This is a genomic window from Arthrobacter sp. NPDC058097 (genome assembly GCF_042884885.1).
Lineage (GTDB): Bacteria > Actinomycetota > Actinomycetes > Actinomycetales > Micrococcaceae > Arthrobacter.
In genome coordinates this window covers 708,160-725,221 of record NZ_JBHVSZ010000001.1, presented here as the reverse complement: position 1 = coordinate 725,221, position 17,062 = coordinate 708,160, and the positions used below count along the sequence as shown (strand labels likewise).

The window sequence follows — 17,062 nt, the reverse complement described above, 5'->3', positions numbered from 1 at the left end:
ACACTGCGCACCACCGGTGAGGGAACCCGGGTGGAAACAGGCAGCAGCCCGCCATCCTCAGAGAATAGCGGGCTGCTTTCAGACGTTCGTGTTTTAGACGCTCGCCGCGGTCACTTCGGGGGCGTTGGTCTTGACGAACACCTCTGCGATCCAGTCAGCGATATAGACCGCTGCCATGGGCATGTGGTCGATGCTGATGTGCTCGGTGCCGCCCTCTTCGTCGGTAAAGATCCGCAGCTCCCGATTCGGGCTACTGACTGCTTGTTCATAGCTCTGGTGGGCGTACTTGACGGAGATCTGCCGGTCCCGGATACCGTGAGTGATCAGGAACGGAACGGTGATCTTGTCAACGACTCCGTTCAGCGTCACTTTGTCCGCCACGGCCATGAATTCTTCGATGTCGGTCTGGCCCCAGACCCACTTCACGTGGTCCCAGTAGTGGGGGACGGGGTTCTCCCCTTCCCTATGCCGGCGGCCGTGCTGTACCTCACCCCAGTTGTGGTTAGCGCCCCAAGCGACGACGAGCTGAAGGCGCTTCTCGAAGGCAGCAGCGCGCGGGGCGAAGTAGCCTCCCAAGGACCAGCCCACGATGCCGATCCGGTCCGGGTCGACATCGGCCCGGGATTCAAGGTAGTCCACGCAAGCGGCCGCCCAGTGTTCGGTGTCGTAGCGCGCGGTCAATCCGCGCAGACGCAGCGCTTCGCCGCTTCCAGGGGTGTCGACCATAAGGGTTGAGATGCCTCGGCGGGCCAGCTCGTGCGCGAATCCGGAATAATACATCATCTCCTTGGTGCTATCCAGGCCATTCCACTGGATCATCACCGGAGCGGGGCGGCCGTCGGCTCGTTCGGCTTTGAGAAAGTAGGCCGGCAGTGACGTGTCCTCGTAGGGGACTTCCACCCGGCTGAAGGCCGGGTCCCGGTACCGGACGCTGCGCAGGAGCAGGTCGATGGACTTTTGGTACGCCTTGGTTCGTCCTGACCAGGTGGGGGACTGCAGCCGTTCGGCCTGGGATACGTAGAGGCTGGCCCGATAGAACTTATCGCCGGCCGCGATGGTGCGGCCGGCTGCCTCGTCTGCCTCAGCGGAGGTGATCAGCTGGTCGGCCACTGCCACCCAGGCGGCGTAGAGCTCTTCCGTGCCGGCGTCATCCCCGTTCTTGGCCGCCTCGAGTACCGGCTTGCACGCCCTGTCCACTTCGTCGATGAGACCTCCGTTGTTCAGCGTGGCGACAACGCTGAGACTCCAGACGTAATTGGTGGGAAAGTATTCAAACACTTGCTGGCTCCGTAGGGTGGTTGTTGGCCGCGGCAGCGGCGATGATATCGGACATGTACTTGACCCCTGCGGAGGAGGTGAATCCGCCGTCCACAGGGATTTCGGCGCCGCAGACATATGCTGCAGCCTCGGAGAGAAGGAAAGCGACGACAGCGGCGATCTCCTCGGGCTGGCCGGTGCGTTCCAATGGGGTGAGGGCTAACTGCGCACCGGTCATCACCTGCGGCGCTGCTGCCATCATCGGTGTTTCGATGTAACCCGGGTGCACGATATTGGTGCGGATTCCTAGCGGACCGAGCTGTGTGGCCACGCAGTGGGTGAGTCCACGAAGGCCCCATTTGCTTGCAGTGTAGGCCACCGTGTGATGAGCGTTGAGGGCAGCAGACGAGCCGATGTTAACGATTGAAGCACCGGCTTTCATCAGTGGTGACAGTGCCTGGATGCCGAGCATGGGTCCGGTCAGGTTAATCGCCATGACCCGGTTCCAGTCGGATTCTTCTATGTCGGAAATGCGGGCCCGGTGCGGGATGCCGGCGTTGTTTACGAGCCCGTGCACCCCGTTGTCTTGTGCCGTCAGCCAATGAGCGAGTTCATTCCAGCCCGCAGCGGAAGCAACATCAAGGCACCGGTAATGCAGCACGCCCGCCAAACCGTCGGCTGTGGCAGCCAGCTCTTTCCCCGGTTCGGGTGCTAGGTCAGTGGCGATGACCGTAGCGCCGTTGGCTAGGAGCAGTTCCACTTCGGCCCGGCCCTGACCGCCGTTGGCTCCGGTGATGATGATGGTCTTACCGGCCAGATCAGGCAGGTGCATGGGTTGTGGTTTCGTCATGTGTCTACCAGGCTTTCGTCATCGATGAGCTCGATCAGGTTTCCTTCGGGATCCGCGATGAATGACATGCGGATCCCGGCTTCGGGAGCGCCCTGCGGGGCCATGATTTCGCATGCCCCGGCTTTGAGTAGGCTGTGGTGGATTGCTCCGAGGTCAGTGACACGGAGGCAAATGTGCCCATAACCGCGGGTCAGCAGGGCGTCCATGGGAGTAGTTGTGGCGGGTCTGGGAAGGGACCCGGCCCTCTCCAGGAGTTCCAGGACGAGTCCATTGCCTGTCAGAAACACGCCCTTGATGGGCGGTTCCTGCACAGTGAACTCCTTGACCACCTTCATACCCAAGGCCTGCCCGTACCACCTGATCTGCGCATCAATGTTCTCAACGCTGAGACCGATGTGATCAATGTTCATGTGGCTGGGCTCTAGTCTTTCGGGCCAGCCAGCATCAGGCGGGAACGGACGTCCTCGGGCAGGATTGACGTCAGTTCCGGGGTGAACTTGCCGTCTACAAGTATGAACGCGACGCGTGCCGACGTATCTGCCCGGTTAACCCATGCGTGGTCCGTGCCTCGCTGCACAACGATGTCGCCGGCTTTAAGGGTGACTTCGCTGTCATCGAGCACCAAAACAATTTCGCCTTCCAGGACTACCCCGTAGTCGACGGATTCCGTCCTGTGTACGGGCGACTGAAGTCCATGGGCATTGATGTGCCCGGGCCTGAACTCGTTGATGCGGATCTTTGTCCCGTTCGGTCCCGGCGGGACACGCAAATCCCGGTTTGTCGGCTCGCTGGGCTCCTCGGGGTACAGCAGCGCCGGAGTCTGGTCGGTCTGCCAGACTTCAAAAAATGCGACACCGTCCTCGGGCAGGTCCCGGTGGACTGGTACGGGGCCATCGGAAATGACACGGGAAACGCCCTTGGAATCGTGGCCGGTAACAACCCGCCGCGGAATGGTATTCATGGTGGTCCTTCTAAGAGATGGGTGGGTGTCTGCCCTAGGCGGGGGCTGCGAGCTTCGTCAGTGTGTCGGCCATCAGCCCTGCCGGGTCTCCCTCGGCGTCCGGGTGGATTTCCCACTCGGCCATTTGCAGGGATGCGTCCAGAACCAGCTTCACCCGTGGTTTGCGGCGTGCTTCGAAAGCAGTCAGGTTGGCTTCAAGATCGCCGTCGCGGGTGGCATAGTCCGCCAGCAACACCGCGTCTTCGGTGCACATGGCAGCACCCTGGGCGACCAGCGGCGGGCAGGCGTGGACGGCGTCACCAATCATGATGATGCGGCCTTTGTGCCACGGTCCTTCAACCAGGAGCCATTCGATCGGTGAGAAGTTAACGAAGGTGGCTTCGGTGATGCTGTCGCGGAGGTAATCCCATGTGCCGCGGTAATTTTCGGCTAGTTTCCTGACAGTTTCAGCGTCAGTCCACCCGTCCTCCTTGCCGCCCGCGGGGTCGGTGAGGATGTAGGCGTAGCACTGGGTCTCCGAGATCGGGGCGTACCCGGCCTTGTAGGCAGGCCCGTGATAGTAGACAGCCGCTGTGTCCATGGCCGGGGTCCGTCCAGTGACGACCCTCCAGATGCCCATGCCGGAAGGGGCCGGATTTTCCGTGATACCGATGAGGGTCCGGGTGTGCGACCGGATTCCGTCTGCCCCAATGATGAGATCAAACGTCTCCGTCGAGCCATCAGAAAGGTGGGCATCAATGTTGTCCGGTCCCTCCGTGAAACCTGTCAGGCTCAGGCCCAGCCGCAAATCGACACCGGACTCGTGAAGCTTGCCGACCAGGATGGTCTGCAAGTCGGAGCGAAGCGTGCCCATAGTCGAAGGAAGCTCTTCACCGCCGGTTTTTGCCGTCTGGACCCTGACCAGTTCATGTCCATCGGCATGTCGGACTGAGACCGAATCGAACGGGACTCCCTTCGCCAGAACCTGCTCAGCCACACCAATCTGAGCCAACGCTTTCAGAGCATTTCCCTGGATGGTGATCCCATGTCCAACACCGAAGTACTTCGATGACTTTTCTGCGAGGGTCACCTTGATCCCCCGCTGGGCCAGCGCGATTGCTGCCACCGTTCCGGTGATGCCTCCACCGACGACCAGCACCTTTGCCACGGTCATTTTGATCCTTCCATTGCACAGCCACATCTGTTTCGGATCACGCTAGTGAAGTGGCCAGTACTCGGGAAATGGTCCGTGAGGATGTCACCTATTGCCCAAAGGCATGCAACGGAGGCGGCTACCCGGCCTCGGCAGTGAGAAAGGTCCGCAACCAACGATGCCCCGGATCGGAGTCCTTGGATGCATGCCACCACAGGGTCTCAACAATGGGTACCGGATCAAAGGGGGTAGGCAGCCCGATGGTTCCGGTCAGTGGCCCCAAGCGGTCAGCCAGCCTCGCAGGGACCAGGGCAACAAGATCGGTGCCTGCAACAATGGCGGGCAACGGGAGCCAGCCGTTCGTTTTCACCCTGGCCTGCCGTGCAAAGCCAAGCTGCAGCAATACCCGGTCGGCAGGGGTTCTGTGCCCCTGACCGAAGCCGGCAACTGCATGGGGCAACTTCGTAAAGTCTTCCCAGCTGAGAAAGCCATCCCTGGTCCGCTCGTTCTTTTGATCAACAAGGCAGACGTATTCGTCCGTGAAGAGAAGATGGCTCCGGCCTTCAAACCCGCCGCCGGGGACCAAGACGGCAAAGTCATGCGCGAGAAGCTCCCGGTCAGTGTAGGACGGGACCTCAGGGAGGGGAAGAACTTCAAGGCGAACGCGGGGAGCAGCTACGGCCGCTGCCGCCAGCCTGTCCCTGAGTTCAACCGCAGGGTAGTCCGAGGCCAGAATTGTGAACGTTCTGGTACTTGTCGCCGGGTCGAAAATCTCATCAATGCCCAATGCCAGCTCCATCATGGCCACCGTCTGCCGAAGCTGGGGCAGCAGCAGGCGCGCCTGGGGTGTCAGTTCATAGTCCCGGCCAACCCGCAGGAGCAATTCATCCTTGTAATGCCTGCGCAGCCGGGCCAATGCCGAACTCATCGCCGGCTGGCCAATGCCCAAGCGCTCGGCGGCGCGGGAAACGTTCGCCTCCTCCAGCAACGCCAGCAGGGAGACGAGTAGGTTCAAATCCCGTGCAGCAATCGTCATTAAATGTTTTCCCTCATCGGTGAGACGGTCGTTGCCATCATTGTGTCAATGCTAGGTATCGCAATCGAGTATTTCCCCGCTCTCGGAGGCCCCCATACGATCGAAAAAGAGTTGATCCGACGCGACGACGCGCTCGAGAAAAGATATGGAGATCCACCAATGACGAAACGGCTTATCACACACCTGAGGCACCTGGACCTCGCCGTTCCGGACCTGGACACCGCCGTCAAGTTCTACACCAATGTCTGGGGCCTCAACGAAGTAACCAGGGATGAGGACGTCGTTTATCTTTCTGCCACGGGTTCACCGGAATACTACATTCTTAGGCTCCGCAAGGCAGCTAAGCGGATCGACCTCGTGGCCTTCGGCGCCGCTACTCCCGACGATGTTGATACGCTCGCCCACCAACTTAGTAACGCGGGTGTCCAGCTCATCACCGAGCCGGGGACACTAAAAACTCCGGGCGGCGGTTATGGCTTCCGGTTCTTCGATGGCGACGGCCGGACACTGGAAGTCTCCGCAGACGTTGCTCTCCGGTACCACCGGAAGATCCAGGAACGCGAAGCGATCCCCATCCGGATCTCCCACGTCGTCGTGAACTCACCCAACCCCGAAGCGACGCGTAAGTGGTACGAGGAGCACCTCCAGTTCGCGGTCAGTGACATCCTCCACAGCGAGGAAATGGGGGACATGATGTACTTCATGCGCTGCAACGAGCTGCACCACTCCTTCGCAATCGCCCGTGGCCCGCACGCGTCCCTGCACCATGCCTCCTTCGAAATGCGCGGCTTGGAAGAATGGATGCGCGGAACCGGTCGCGTTCTTCGCTCGGGTGCACGGCTTGTCTGGGGACCGGGACGCCACAACGCCGGTGACAACACGTTTTCCTACTTTCTTGACCCCATGGGCAACACCGTCGAATACACGACCGCTTTGCGAAGCATCGACGAGGACAGCTGGCACCCCAGCATCATGGACATCAAGGACATCGATACCCAGGACCAGTGGGGAACGGCCAACCCGATGAATGAACTTGTCGCCCGTGAATCCTTCAACGATGTAGACCTTGGGCTGCATGTGGCCCCGCCGGTGTAATCACCGACCCGCCCACTCCACTCATCGATCCGGCGCCGCCGGAAACTTCACCAGAACAAACCCCAGGAGCACCACGTGCGCATCCACCTCTCGGCCGACCATGCCGGCTTCCAGCTGGCCCAGAACCTGCTCGTCGAACTCCGGCGCCTAGGTCACGACGTGAACTACTACGGCGCGCCCGAGTTCGATGACGGTGATGACTACCCGAAGTTCACGGTGGCCGCCGGACAAGCCGTCATCGCGGACGAAGACCTGGGCAGGACCTCTCTTGGAATCATCGTCGGAGCAACCGGTGTCGGGGAACAAATTACTGCGAACAAGGTCAAAGGAATCCGGGCCGTCGTCGGGTGGGACGCCGCCTCTCTCAAAGAGGCCAGAAACCATAACGACGCGAACGTCCTGACCCTGGGTGCACGGACGAAAACCGTCACCGACGCGCTGTCGCTGACCGAAGTGTTCCTCGCAGAAAAATTCGAGTTCGGAGAGGCGGACGTCCGACGAATCCTCCACACCGCCGAATTCGAGAACTCCGGAACCATCGAAGGCTGGATGATCGACGCCTCCGCGGAGTCCACCCCGGCCTGACCTGGTTCCTATCCGCCACAACCAACAAAAAGGAAATAAGACCATGGCATTTGTCTGCAACGCAATCTGGACCGTCAAGCCCGGAAGCGAAGAGATCGTCCGCGAGGCACTGGAGCACCTGTCGCCCGCGACTCGTACCGAGCCCGGAAACATCTACTACCAGTCCTACGTCGATCCCGAAGTACCTAACATCTTCCGCATTTTCGAGGTCTATAAGGACGCGGACGCTTTCGCGGCCCACGGCCAGTATGACCATTTCAAGGAGCACGCCCTGGGCAAGGCCATCCCCGAACTCGAGTCCCGCGTACGCGAGCTGTACGAAACCCTCGACTACTGATGCGCATTGCCCGCTACAGCGACGGCGGTCCCGCCCAAATCGGGGCCGTCGTCGGCGGCGATATCTACCCACTGGAACCCAGTGCTGAACTCGTGGAGGTCCTTTGCCTGCCCAAAGGCCGGCGGGACCAAATGGAAGAAGAAGCTATCTCCCGCGGTGGGCGGCCTCTGAACGAAGTCACGTTGCTGGCCCCATACCACCCGGGAGCAATGCGGGACTTCGTCGTCTTCGAAGAGCATGTCGTCGGCGTCTCAAAATCAGTGGCCGGAGCCGGGGGAGTGGCTCAGGCTTGGTACGAAGCCCCTGCCTTCCTGTTTATGAACCCTCATTCCCTCACTGGCCCCAACGATGACATCCCCATGCCGCCCTTGACTAAAGCCCTGGACTTCGAATTGGAAGTCGCTGCCATTATTGGCGAACGCGTCCGTGACGTATCCCCGGAAGACGCTGCCAGCAAGATCGTCGGCTACGCCGTATTCAATGATTGGTCGGCACGGGACATCCAGAAGCGGGAAATGCAGGTATCGCTGGGCCCGTCCAAGGGCAAAGACTTTGCCAATACCCTGGGGCCCTGGATTACTACACCCGATGAGCTCGAAAGCTACCGGTCGGGCGACCGGCTGAACCTGACGATGACAGTCAGTGTCAACGGCAACCTGGTAGGTCAGGACAACCTCGCCAACATGGCATGGACTTTCGAAGAGCTGCTCGTTCACGCTTCCCGAGACGCGTGGGTCGGAGCAGGGGATGTCCTGGCCACTGGAACATGCTCCGGCGGAGCCTTGGCCGAATTTTGGGGACGCCGTGGCGTCCAGGACCCGCCCCCGCTGGCCGTTGGCGACGTCGTGAGCATGACCGTCGAGGGTCTGGGCACCATCAAGAACCGAATAAGCGGGCAACGAAGCCCCGGACACCGGGTACCCGCCGCCCGTAGAAACGGCAGCACCAACCAACCCAACGAACACCACTTATGTGAGGACGCAACACCATGATGCTGGAGAGCGCAACGCGTGCAGCCACAGTGACGATGACGGATCCGAGCACCGGTGCATCCCTGAGCAGCTACCCATCACTGTCCAGGAACGAACTGGACAATTTCCTGACCCGGGCTGCCGCTGCTCAACGCATCTGGCGCAAGACCAAGGTTGCAGACCGGATCACACCCCTGCGCCGCTTGGCGGAGTTGCTCCGGGAGGAAGCCAGCCAGCACGCACAACTGATCAGCCAGGAAATGGGCAAGCCCGTAACGGAGGCCGTGGCCGAAGTACTCAAATGCGCCACTGCCTGCGACTACTACGCCGACAATGCCGAGGAATTTCTTGCACCTACCCCCGTAGAAACCAACGCCGAGAGGTCATTCATCTCATACGAGCCCATAGGTGTTGTCCTCGCTGTCATGCCGTGGAATTTCCCTTACTGGCAGGTCATACGGTTTGCCGCACCAACTCTTGCGGCAGGAAACGGTGGGCTGCTGAAACACGCCTCCAACGTCACTGGCTGCTCCCTTGCCCTGCAGGACATCATTGAACGCGCGGGTTTTCCGCCGGGGCTGTTCACGTCCCTCGTCCTCAATAACCACGCCCTGGTCAACGAGATCATCGCCGACAGCCGTGTGGCGGCCGTGACGTTGACCGGCAGCGAAGCAGCTGGAGCCACTGTCGCCGAAGCAGCGGGCCGGGCCCTGAAAAAGACCGTGCTCGAACTGGGCGGGTCGGACCCCTTCGTTGTCCTTGCGGACGCCCCGCTGACGGCCGTCATACCAAACGCGGTAAAGGCACGCTTCGGAAATGCCGGACAGAGCTGCCTGTGTGCAAAACGGATCATCGTGGAAGCATCCGCGGCGGACGAATTCGAGCGACTCGTCGTCCCCGCCGTCGAAGCCCTCGTGGTTGGGGCGCCGCTGGATCCGGCAACCCAGATTGGCCCTCTGGCGAAGCCCTCCTTCGTTGACGACATCGACCGGCAGGTTCAAGACTCCATCGCCCTGGGAGCACGCCTCCTCGCAGGCGGTAGAAAGATCCCGGGTCCGGGCAACTACTATGAACCGACCGTCCTTGCTGACGTCACACCCGACATGCCCGTCTTCACGGAGGAAACCTTCGGTCCAGTCATGGCAATCATCCGAGCAGAATCACCGGAACGGGCAATCGAGTACGCCGACAGTACCCGGTACGGGCTGGGAGCCAGCATATGGACGGGTGACGTGGCCGAGGGTCTGCGTCTTGGCGGGGATATTGAATCGGGTGCCCTTTTCGTCAACGGCGTAGTTGCCTCTGACCCGAGGCTCCCGTTCGGCGGTACCAAACTCAGCGGGTACGGACGCGAACTGTCCGTGGAGGGCATGCGCGAGTTCACCAACATCCGTTCTGTCTGGACGGCCTCGCTCAGCATCGACTAGGGAAGGTCTATTCCCGCCCGTGGATGGGTTCGGATAGGCTGAAACGCGGTTGGCTCAGCAGGTGAAAGGATCCGGTAATCAACGAACTGCGGCGTATCGACGCCAACATCCTCGTCGTTCTGGATGCGATCCTTACGGAGCAGAATCTTACCCGCGCCGGGGCGAAGATTGACATGACCCAGCCGGCCGTCAGCAGAGCACTGACCAGGCTGCGACGGCAGTTCGACGATGACTTGCTGACCCGGGTGGGCCGCGGATTCGCGTTAACTGAAAAAGGGGCTGCCCTGCAACCCATCGTCCGGCAGGCGGTCATCGAAGTGACCCGCACGCTGGAGGTGTTGCCGTCCTTCGATCCCCTGACCAGCACCAGGACATTCCTGATCTCGGCGTCGGACTACGTGCTCGAAGAACTCACCAGCCCTCTGTTTCGCCTGCTGTCCAGCGAAGCTCCTCACGTGGGAGTGGAGTTCGACGCACTACCGGCCGGCTCCACCGTTGCCCCCTCAGAGCTCCTCAAACGCGACGTCTTCATAGCACGGGCCGGAAGTACAGTGCCCGGACGGCGTCAGGAACTGTTCCGGGATACCTTCGTTTGCGTCGTCTCCGCTGATAACCCACGCATCCAAGACGGGGCCCTTTCATTGGATGACGTCGCAACAATGCACCATGTCATCGGAGCGTTCGGTGAGAACATCGCGACGCCGGCCACCATGATGCTCTCAGACGCCGGAATTTCACCGCGAACAAGCATCGTGGTTCGAGGGCTGCTCCCTGTTCCGTTCATGGTGAGCGGCACGGCAATGATGGGAATCATCCCCCGGCGGATGGCCGAAAGATACATGGACAGCCTGGAGCTCGTGATCGTCGAAACCCCCATGACCCCGGGGACATTGGTCGAGTCTGCGCACTGGCACCCCTCCAACTCAGTGGATCCTGCCCTCCAATGGCTGGTAGCGGTGCTCCGACGGGCTGCAAGAAACACCTAGAACTACTCGCCCGCACACGCGGCCTGCGGACCAAAACGAAAGAGAAGGCAGAGGTGCCAGGACAGAACATCGTGCTGGGCCCAAAAAATCGGCTGGCGTCATTTGGGCAAGTGAATAGCCGAGTGGCTGTCTCGGCGACCGCTCTAGTAGAAACAGGCTTCCGTTGAAGGATTTTGGCTTTTACCGTCATGTGCTCGCTGCGGCTGTGGACGTGATCATTCCGTCTGACAGCCTGTCACCGGGGGGATGGGAGGGCGGCGTTGGCGACTATTTGACTGCCCAATGGGACCGGGACCTGGCTTGGTCCCGCCCGATATTGACAGAACTCGCTCAGGCCCTCGATGATCGAAGTTTTACCCGCGCGTCCTCCGCGGAGAAGGCCACGATTATTGCGGCCCTTGGCCAACATGAGAAATCAGCCCACGGGTTAGGAGCTCTCATAAGAATCTGCCGCGAGGGATACTACGGCGGCTCATCCAGCCGGCCTCCCGCAGGATGGAAGATGCTGGACTTTCAGCCATGGCCGACGCCATTCAGTCCGGAACCTGCTTCAGAAGCGATGTCCACTGACATTGAAGCTCTTCGGCCGGCATACGACGTAGTTGTTGTCGGATCGGGCCCTGGCGGGGCCGTTGCTGCCCGGGTCCTGGCCGAGGCCGGTGCCAGCGTTCTCCTGCTCGAACGATCACGTGAGCACGCTGATTCTGACCTCCGCGGCGACCATATCCACGGGAAGCGCATGGCGGTCTATTCCCCGGTTGCCGGACCCGGAGGGGGTAACCCCCGGTCTGTTGTCGAGCCTGACGGGCAACAATGGAGTGTTGACGCAACGGCAGGCGGGGACGCTTGGGGCCTGAATGCAATGGTGGTCGGTGGTGGGACCCGACTCTGGCAAGGGATGGCCTGGCGGTTCCTACCCGAGGACTTTTCCATGGCCAGTAATTACGGAGTGCCCGCCGGCAGCAGCATGGTGGACTGGCCCTTCGACTACTCCGAAATCTCCCCGGCCTACGACTGGGCAGAACGTGAACTCGGCGTCTCCGGAGCAGTAGGCCCACTGACTGCCCGAATGCCAAATCATCCAGGTTATCCAATGCCCCCTCTGCCCGATGAGCCCGCCCGAACCGTTCTAGGCTCTGCGGCCAACAAGTTGGGCTGGAACCATGGGCCGATCCCCTTCGCAATCAACAGCGTTGCACGCGCCGGGCGGCCCGCCTGTTCCCGGTGCCAGCAATGCATGGGACACACATGCCCGTCCGGCGCCAAGAACGGCAGCCACAACACGTTCCTACCGTCTGCTCTGAAAACAGGCCGGTGCGATCTGCTGGCCTCAGCCCAAGCTGTACGGATTGTGCATTCAAACGGCAGGGCCACCGCCGTGGAAGTCGTCGATGAGACAGGCAAGGACGACAAACGATTCCTCGTCGAATGCGACCGCGTTGTCCTGGCAGCCGGAGCAGTGGAAACGCCTCGCCTCCTCCTGGCCTCACAGCTCGGAAACGATCATGTCGGGCGGCATTTGCAGGGCCACGTGGTAACACTTCAGGCGGGCATGACGACCGAGCACCTCCCCACATTCAGGGGCCCTGGGCACTCAATAGCAACCTTCCAGTTTGTCCACGACCGAAAGACCATCGGAGGCGGGGTAATCTTCGACGCCTTCGCTCCCTACCCTCTCCAGCTAGCTCAATGGGCAGACCATTTCAACGCCCCCGTAATGGGTCCAGGACACAAGGAATGGCTGCGTCGCTCTGCCGGTCACATTCTGGGCACTATGTCCATGGGCCAGGAAGTCCCGCACCCCGGGTCCCGGATCGAACTGGACCCGGTCCTGCGCGATCGCCACGGCGTCCCAGCCCCCCGCATTTACCGTGCCACTCACCCTGCCACCCTCGTCAACCGCGACTATCTCAACGCCCGCAGTAAAGATTGGCTCAGGGCGGCCGGCTGCTCACAAATCACGGACATTTTCGGCTCCCTTGCAGGACAGTCCGCCTCGCCCCGCTCACCTGCCGGTGAGCACTCCGCCGGCACAGTGCGGATGGGGAACGATCCCGATCACTCCGCAGCAGACCCTCAAGGACGAGTCTGGGGAACCCAGAACGTATATGTGAGCGACGGATCGCTTCATCCCACAAACGGCTCCGTGAACCCCACGCTGACACTCATCGCCAATGCGTATCGCATTACGTCGCTCCTGGCGAAAAACGCCCGAAGTTAGAAGGAAACTCCCTGTGTCGAGCACAACGAGGGCGGTGGTCAGGACCGGCACGCGACATCGGTTCGAGGACGGACCCGGAATCGGGGCCTGAGTCTTTCGGTTCGAGACGCTCGGAGTGAGTGCCGGGAATCTCCGATTTAGCGCAGGCGGGCAGAGCTTCCCAATGCGAGATCTGCGAGATCATGGGATACCGCTTCCAAGGCTTCAAGGTGTTTCGGATGAAGCCGGTCAGGCTTTTCGCCGGGATTGAATTTGCTGGCAACCCTGTCCGGCTTTCGCCGGGGTAGTTCAGGGACACGTTGGGGTTTTTCAGCGAAGGGATCGTAAAAGAGCACTTCCGGGCTCCAATCTCCTTCGGCCACCTCTGAGGAACGAGGGAGCAAGCCGACCGGAACCAATATGACAGCTAGCTTAGCTTGCTGTGGAAATTCGCTAGTAAGAGAGCTCGAAGTGAGGTTTCGCTCGCCCGCGATGGCCTGTTTGCCCTCTCTGCAAGAGATATGCACGTGTCGTCTCCTGTGTCCTGTCAAATTTTCCAGGTGTGTAAACCGCGCGCTCCTGCCTCATGCTTGGGGAGGATGCCGTCGGCATTCGAGGTGAAGAACCAGGGCCTCCCCGGTTGCGAGGGTGGGAGGCCCTGGTGGTCTCTTAGTGTTATGGCGCAGGAAAACTTACCCGGCGTAGGGTCGTCGGCATTGCCGATGTATTGGGTGTACAAACATTCCTCGACGAACTCAAGGCTGCCTTCGCGGCCGAGTTCGGACTGTTTCACACCCCCGAACAGCGCGGGGCGTTCGAGCTGACACCGGCGTTCGGGCCGAGCATGCCAGTCTCGAAGCGTTCGCCCTCGGATTCACTGCTGAGGTCCCAAGGTAAGGACATTGCCACCAGGAATATCTCAGTGTAGTTGGCCAGGCGCACGGCCATCTTCGGTGGAGAAGGTGATCCGGCCGGCGGGTCATTCATCCCGATGTTGATGTGCGGGCCACAGTTCCGTACCTTCTTCACGTGCTACGAACACGCGAAGACTGACTCCGTATGCGGCCAGCCAGAGGCCGGAGCCGTCAACCATGACGTCGTCTACAAAGCCCCGGTGCTGGGTAACGCCTGCGTGGCGAATTTCCACCGCAGTCCCCAGCGCGGTATGCCACTCGTTGATGGGGCCTAGGGTGCTTTCCTGGAGCTGATTCATGAATTTCCCTTCGGAAGCGCGAGGAATTGATGGTGTTTGGTGCGAAGGGGCGTCCCTCGTCCTGTTCTGAGTACTCGGGCGTTTGCCACGATGCTGTTCCCAGCAGATAGCCGATTTTGCTGACCGTCCCGGTTGGTGCGCTATTACTGCCGGCTTCACTCAGACCCTGAGCTGCCTTATGCGGTCGCTGCCCATACCCTCGTCGCTGTTTTGGCCGCTATTACCGTTGAGAAGCCGGTCAGGTGGCCAGAAGGAGGTGCTGCACAGTGCACACACCCTGGCATTGAGCGCTTGTCGGGATCCGTTTGAAGGCCGAATACTTCGGAAACATTCGCTCAAGCGCCGGCTTGGAGGGCTAACTTTCTTTCCTCAAACCAGACTTTGACGTCGTCGTCCTGGTGGACCGCGATGCGTCCGCGGCCATGATCGAGCCATACCCAGAAAATTGATGCGTCTTCGGCGATCATGTCGATCGTTCCGGTTTCGGTTGACTGTCGTTCCAGTCGGATACGAACGCGGTCCAGGGGCCTGAGCCCGGTCCATTCCGGTGGGTGGAGTTCCCAGTTCCATTGAAAGGGAAGTTCCGCTGCCTGGTGGAATGATTCCCCATGTGGGCTGTCACAACATTCCACGGGAAACTCCTATCTTCATCGATGGTTTGTTCAAAGGACATTAGGTTTGTTCAGGTGTTGCCTGAGGGGCAGGCAACGCGCCGGCGCTTTCCTTCCTGGATGAAGCCGGCGCCGACGCGTTACCGGTTGCGACTCAGCGGCCGCCGCGGAACCTGGCGGGGGAGAAGGGTTCCAGGATGGGGCTGAGGTGGTCTTCGCGAATAAGTTTGGTAAGAACTCTCGCCGTGCCCGGGGCGAGGGTCACGCCCATCATGCCGTGGCCCGTTGCGACGTAGGCGTTGCTTAGCCTGGGCAGGCGCCCGATGACGGCGAGTCCGTCGGGCGACATGGGCCGCATGCCGGCGCGTGGCTTGATTTGGGCTGCCGTGGGCGGTTCCCAGTCACGAAGGTATTGTCCGGGAGCGCGAAGAATGGCGTCTACGCGTACCTGGTTGACCTTTTCATCCAGGCCGCCGAATTCCATGGTGCCTGCGAGTCGGAACCGTTCCTTGAAGGGTGTGACGGCGACCTTGGCATCGTAGAAGTTGGTGGCTCCCCGCAGGCCGTAGGGTTCGACTTCAATGCAGTATCCCTTGCCGGGGCGGATGGGGATGTTGGCCCCGAATAGCTTGGAGAGGGGGGCTGTCCAGGCTCCGGCCGCCAGGAGGAACTTGTCGCCCTGGAAAGTGCGCTCTCCTGAGGAAACGCTGACAACCTTGCCGCCTGCGCTCTGCACGCCATCAATTGGAGCGTTTTCGACGATTTCCACTCCCATCTGGACGAGCTTGGAGTGCAGGGCCGTGGTGAATCCACCCGGGTCAAGGTGCAGTTCCTTGGGGTAGAAGAGACCGCCACGGACGGTGTCATTCAGCCTGGGCTCGTGAACACGGACTTCGTCGCCGAGAAGGACAGTTGGATCGAGGCCGAAACGCTTGGTCAGGTCCACGTAGCCGAGGTGGTGCTCCATCAACTCCTGGTCCTTGAAGGCCATGAGCATACCCTCATGGTGCAATTCGTAGTCGATGCCTTCGGCAATGTATTCGTCAAAGAGCTGCACCGTGTCGGCTGCCAGCTGGAGGTCCGCCTCGAAACCGGCGCGCTGTGCCTTTGCGTTCGAGGCGCGGAACATGCCGAGCATGAAGGAGATGAAGTCCGGCTTGAGTGAGGGCTTGATGTACAGCGGGCTGTCGGGCCGGGTCATCCATTTCAGGGCCGAGAGCACCACGCCGGGCCCGGGGACGGGCGCTGAATCGCCGGGAACAACCCAACCGGCATTGACGTCACTGGCACCCAGCCCTGTGCTTCGTGCATCAACGAGAGTCACGGTCGTTCCCTCACGTGCGAGGTGATAAGCCGTGGTCAGTCCGATGACGCCGCCGCCGATTACCACAGTGTGCATCAGTGGTCCTTTCCCAGGGAAGTAAGGGCAATCCGCCCATAATGTCTTACAATCACACAATAGGGTTCCGCGAAGAGTGACGCAAGACATTTCTTTTGAAGTTCCACAGGGGGCAAAGCTTCCACACGATCGGCATCGGGGGCGACTGAGGTACAAGCAGCGCAATGAAGCTGCACCCGGGCCCCGGCCCAAAGCGTGACATCTACCTCGTCGGCGAAGCGTAGGTACTAGGCGGAAGCCGTGGAAGCCGCAGCCGACCGTCCAGTCAGTAGATCTATGGCGTTGTCCATGTGAACATTAACTGCCTGCAGCACCTCTTTCGCGTTGCCGCTCTTGATGGCGCGAACGATATCGAGGTGCTCGTTCACAGCTTCCTGCGGGGCGCCATACTTGCCTTCCAGGCGAGTGAGGCAGAGCCTGGTCTCTACAGCGAAAGTCTGCGTCGCCTTCTGCAGACGGCGGTTCTGCAGGCTCTCGACGAGAATCTCATGAAAGCGCTGATCCGCGGCGGTCAGCTCAGCGTGATCCCCCGACCCAGCAGCCCTGGACATCAGAACGCACTGTTCCTGCAGGGCTGATAAAACGTCGTGCCGGCAGGATCCCATCAAGCCCAGTGCGGCCGAACTCTCGATGGCCCGCCTGGCGTCGTAGATGTCGACGATGTCGTCAGGGCCAATTTCGAGAACAAACATGCCGCGGTTGGGGAGTACGACCACGAGCCCCTCCTGAACCAGCCGCTGCATGGCCTCACGGACACTTCCGCGGCTCACGCCCAGGCGCCCGGCCAGGTCGATCTCGTTAAGCCGCTGTCCCTCGGCAAGGGATCCCGCCGCCACCGCGTTACGAAGCTCGTCAGCGACAAGATCAACGCGGGAGCGGGTGGTCACCTTACTCATGGAAGACATCCCCAGCGTGCTCATTGCGCCTCCTCACCTGTGCGCCCGAACGGCGGCCACTCTAAATTCTAGCAGTCTTGCATGACGATCCGATCAGACGATAATC

Annotated in this window: 17 protein-coding genes and 1 pseudogene; 7 read left to right on the top strand and 11 right to left on the bottom strand. The window is 60.8% G+C overall.

From position 1 onward, the window contains the following. Positions 1-93: 93 nt before the first annotated feature. The 6 genes from ACFVTE_RS03435 to ACFVTE_RS03410 form a co-directional block, all read right to left on the bottom strand. The gene (locus ACFVTE_RS03435) at positions 94-1,278 is read right to left on the bottom strand and encodes an alpha/beta hydrolase family protein (protein WP_387096855.1); all 1,185 of its coding nucleotides are present in this window, start codon (positions 1,276-1,278) and stop codon (positions 94-96) included. Continuing rightward, positions 1,271-2,107 carry an SDR family NAD(P)-dependent oxidoreductase gene (locus tag ACFVTE_RS03430; protein ID WP_387096852.1) on the bottom strand — a complete coding sequence of 279 codons (837 nt, stop codon included), beginning with the start codon at positions 2,105-2,107 and terminating at the stop codon, positions 1,271-1,273. The genes ACFVTE_RS03435 and ACFVTE_RS03430 overlap by 8 nt, the downstream gene beginning before the upstream one ends. After that, on the bottom strand, positions 2,104-2,517 hold the full coding sequence (locus tag ACFVTE_RS03425) for a VOC family protein (protein ID WP_387096849.1): 414 nt from the start codon (positions 2,515-2,517) through the stop codon (positions 2,104-2,106). Before ACFVTE_RS03425 ends, ACFVTE_RS03430 begins: the two co-directional genes overlap by 4 nt. Before the next feature lie 11 nt (positions 2,518-2,528). Continuing rightward, complete coding sequence (locus tag ACFVTE_RS03420) at positions 2,529-3,068, bottom strand: cupin domain-containing protein (RefSeq protein ID WP_387096846.1); 540 nt, start codon at positions 3,066-3,068, stop codon at positions 2,529-2,531. A 34-nt stretch (positions 3,069-3,102) separates the two neighbouring features. Continuing rightward, on the bottom strand, positions 3,103-4,221 hold the full coding sequence (locus tag ACFVTE_RS03415) for an FAD-dependent monooxygenase (RefSeq protein ID WP_387096843.1): 1,119 nt from the start codon (positions 4,219-4,221) through the stop codon (positions 3,103-3,105). Between the two features lie 118 nt (positions 4,222-4,339). Further along, a complete protein-coding gene (locus ACFVTE_RS03410) occupies positions 4,340-5,236 on the bottom strand; it encodes a LysR family transcriptional regulator (RefSeq protein WP_387096841.1) in 897 nt (298 codons plus the stop codon). Between the two features lie 159 nt (positions 5,237-5,395). Here ACFVTE_RS03410 and ACFVTE_RS03405 point away from each other — a divergent pair, with 159 nt between their 5' ends. The 7 genes from ACFVTE_RS03405 (at position 5,396) to ACFVTE_RS03375 (ending at position 12,858) form a co-directional block, all read left to right on the top strand. Beyond that, positions 5,396-6,331, top strand: a complete 936-nt coding sequence (locus ACFVTE_RS03405; protein ID WP_387096838.1) for a VOC family protein — start codon at positions 5,396-5,398, stop codon at positions 6,329-6,331. A gap of 75 nt (positions 6,332-6,406) precedes the next feature. Beyond that, the gene (locus ACFVTE_RS03400; protein WP_387096835.1) at positions 6,407-6,916 is read left to right on the top strand and encodes an RpiB/LacA/LacB family sugar-phosphate isomerase; all 510 of its coding nucleotides are present in this window, start codon (positions 6,407-6,409) and stop codon (positions 6,914-6,916) included. Between the two features lie 43 nt (positions 6,917-6,959). Further along, positions 6,960-7,253 (top strand): putative quinol monooxygenase, encoded by a 294-nt coding sequence (locus tag ACFVTE_RS03395; RefSeq protein WP_387096832.1) that lies wholly within the window; start codon positions 6,960-6,962, stop codon positions 7,251-7,253. Further along, a complete protein-coding gene (locus tag ACFVTE_RS03390) occupies positions 7,253-8,245 on the top strand; it encodes a fumarylacetoacetate hydrolase family protein (protein WP_387096829.1) in 993 nt (330 codons plus the stop codon). The genes ACFVTE_RS03395 and ACFVTE_RS03390 overlap by 1 nt, the downstream gene beginning before the upstream one ends. Then, a complete protein-coding gene (locus tag ACFVTE_RS03385) occupies positions 8,242-9,651 on the top strand; it encodes an NAD-dependent succinate-semialdehyde dehydrogenase (RefSeq protein ID WP_387096826.1) in 1,410 nt (469 codons plus the stop codon). The genes ACFVTE_RS03390 and ACFVTE_RS03385 overlap by 4 nt, the downstream gene beginning before the upstream one ends. Positions 9,652-9,728: 77 nt before the next feature. Then, positions 9,729-10,637 carry a LysR substrate-binding domain-containing protein gene (locus tag ACFVTE_RS03380; RefSeq protein ID WP_387097151.1) on the top strand — a complete coding sequence of 303 codons (909 nt, stop codon included), beginning with the start codon at positions 9,729-9,731 and terminating at the stop codon, positions 10,635-10,637. 502 nt (positions 10,638-11,139) lie between these two features. Next, a complete protein-coding gene (locus ACFVTE_RS03375) occupies positions 11,140-12,858 on the top strand; it encodes a GMC family oxidoreductase N-terminal domain-containing protein (protein ID WP_387096823.1) in 1,719 nt (572 codons plus the stop codon). Positions 12,859-13,529: 671 nt separating this feature from the next. Here ACFVTE_RS03375 and ACFVTE_RS03370 read toward each other — a convergent pair. The 5 genes and pseudogenes from ACFVTE_RS03370 to ACFVTE_RS03350 all read right to left on the bottom strand — a co-directional run. After that, positions 13,530-13,804 (bottom strand): annotated as a pseudogene (locus ACFVTE_RS03370) (aldehyde dehydrogenase family protein); the annotation flags it as partial. A 12-nt stretch (positions 13,805-13,816) separates the two neighbouring features. Beyond that, a complete protein-coding gene (locus ACFVTE_RS03365; RefSeq protein WP_387096820.1) occupies positions 13,817-14,050 on the bottom strand; it encodes a hypothetical protein in 234 nt (77 codons plus the stop codon). Positions 14,051-14,385: 335 nt separating this feature from the next. Further along, entirely contained in the window at positions 14,386-14,517 is a 132-nt protein-coding gene (locus ACFVTE_RS03360) for a hypothetical protein (protein WP_387096817.1), read from the bottom strand. A gap of 298 nt (positions 14,518-14,815) precedes the next feature. Further along, positions 14,816-16,060, bottom strand: a complete 1,245-nt coding sequence (locus tag ACFVTE_RS03355; RefSeq protein ID WP_387096815.1) for an NAD(P)/FAD-dependent oxidoreductase — start codon at positions 16,058-16,060, stop codon at positions 14,816-14,818. Positions 16,061-16,287: 227 nt separating this feature from the next. Next, entirely contained in the window at positions 16,288-16,980 is a 693-nt protein-coding gene (locus ACFVTE_RS03350; protein ID WP_387096812.1) for a GntR family transcriptional regulator, read from the bottom strand. Between the last annotated feature and the right edge of the window lie 82 nt (positions 16,981-17,062).

What these genes read in the sequence shown, in the direction of transcription:
- ACFVTE_RS03360 (WP_387096817.1), bottom strand. Translation starts at nt 14,517, where the DNA reads ATGATCGCCGAAGACGCATCAATTTTCTGGGTATGGCTCGATCATGGC.
- ACFVTE_RS03395 (WP_387096832.1), top strand. Translation starts at nt 6,960, where the DNA reads ATGGCATTTGTCTGCAACGCAATCTGGACCGTCAAGCCCGGAAGCGAA.
- ACFVTE_RS03420 (WP_387096846.1), bottom strand. Translation starts at nt 3,068, where the DNA reads ATGAATACCATTCCGCGGCGGGTTGTTACCGGCCACGATTCCAAGGGC.
- ACFVTE_RS03355 (WP_387096815.1), bottom strand. Translation starts at nt 16,060, where the DNA reads ATGCACACTGTGGTAATCGGCGGCGGCGTCATCGGACTGACCACGGCT.
- ACFVTE_RS03405 (WP_387096838.1), top strand. Translation starts at nt 5,396, where the DNA reads ATGACGAAACGGCTTATCACACACCTGAGGCACCTGGACCTCGCCGTT.
- ACFVTE_RS03375 (WP_387096823.1), top strand. Translation starts at nt 11,140, where the DNA reads ATGCTGGACTTTCAGCCATGGCCGACGCCATTCAGTCCGGAACCTGCT.
- ACFVTE_RS03425 (WP_387096849.1), bottom strand. Translation starts at nt 2,517, where the DNA reads ATGAACATTGATCACATCGGTCTCAGCGTTGAGAACATTGATGCGCAG.
- ACFVTE_RS03390 (WP_387096829.1), top strand. Translation starts at nt 7,253, where the DNA reads ATGCGCATTGCCCGCTACAGCGACGGCGGTCCCGCCCAAATCGGGGCC.
- ACFVTE_RS03385 (WP_387096826.1), top strand. Translation starts at nt 8,242, where the DNA reads ATGATGCTGGAGAGCGCAACGCGTGCAGCCACAGTGACGATGACGGAT.
- ACFVTE_RS03415 (WP_387096843.1), bottom strand. Translation starts at nt 4,221, where the DNA reads ATGACCGTGGCAAAGGTGCTGGTCGTCGGTGGAGGCATCACCGGAACG.
- ACFVTE_RS03430 (WP_387096852.1), bottom strand. Translation starts at nt 2,107, where the DNA reads ATGACGAAACCACAACCCATGCACCTGCCTGATCTGGCCGGTAAGACC.
- ACFVTE_RS03410 (WP_387096841.1), bottom strand. Translation starts at nt 5,236, where the DNA reads ATGACGATTGCTGCACGGGATTTGAACCTACTCGTCTCCCTGCTGGCG.
- ACFVTE_RS03365 (WP_387096820.1), bottom strand. Translation starts at nt 14,050, where the DNA reads ATGAATCAGCTCCAGGAAAGCACCCTAGGCCCCATCAACGAGTGGCAT.
- ACFVTE_RS03350 (WP_387096812.1), bottom strand. Translation starts at nt 16,980, where the DNA reads ATGAGCACGCTGGGGATGTCTTCCATGAGTAAGGTGACCACCCGCTCC.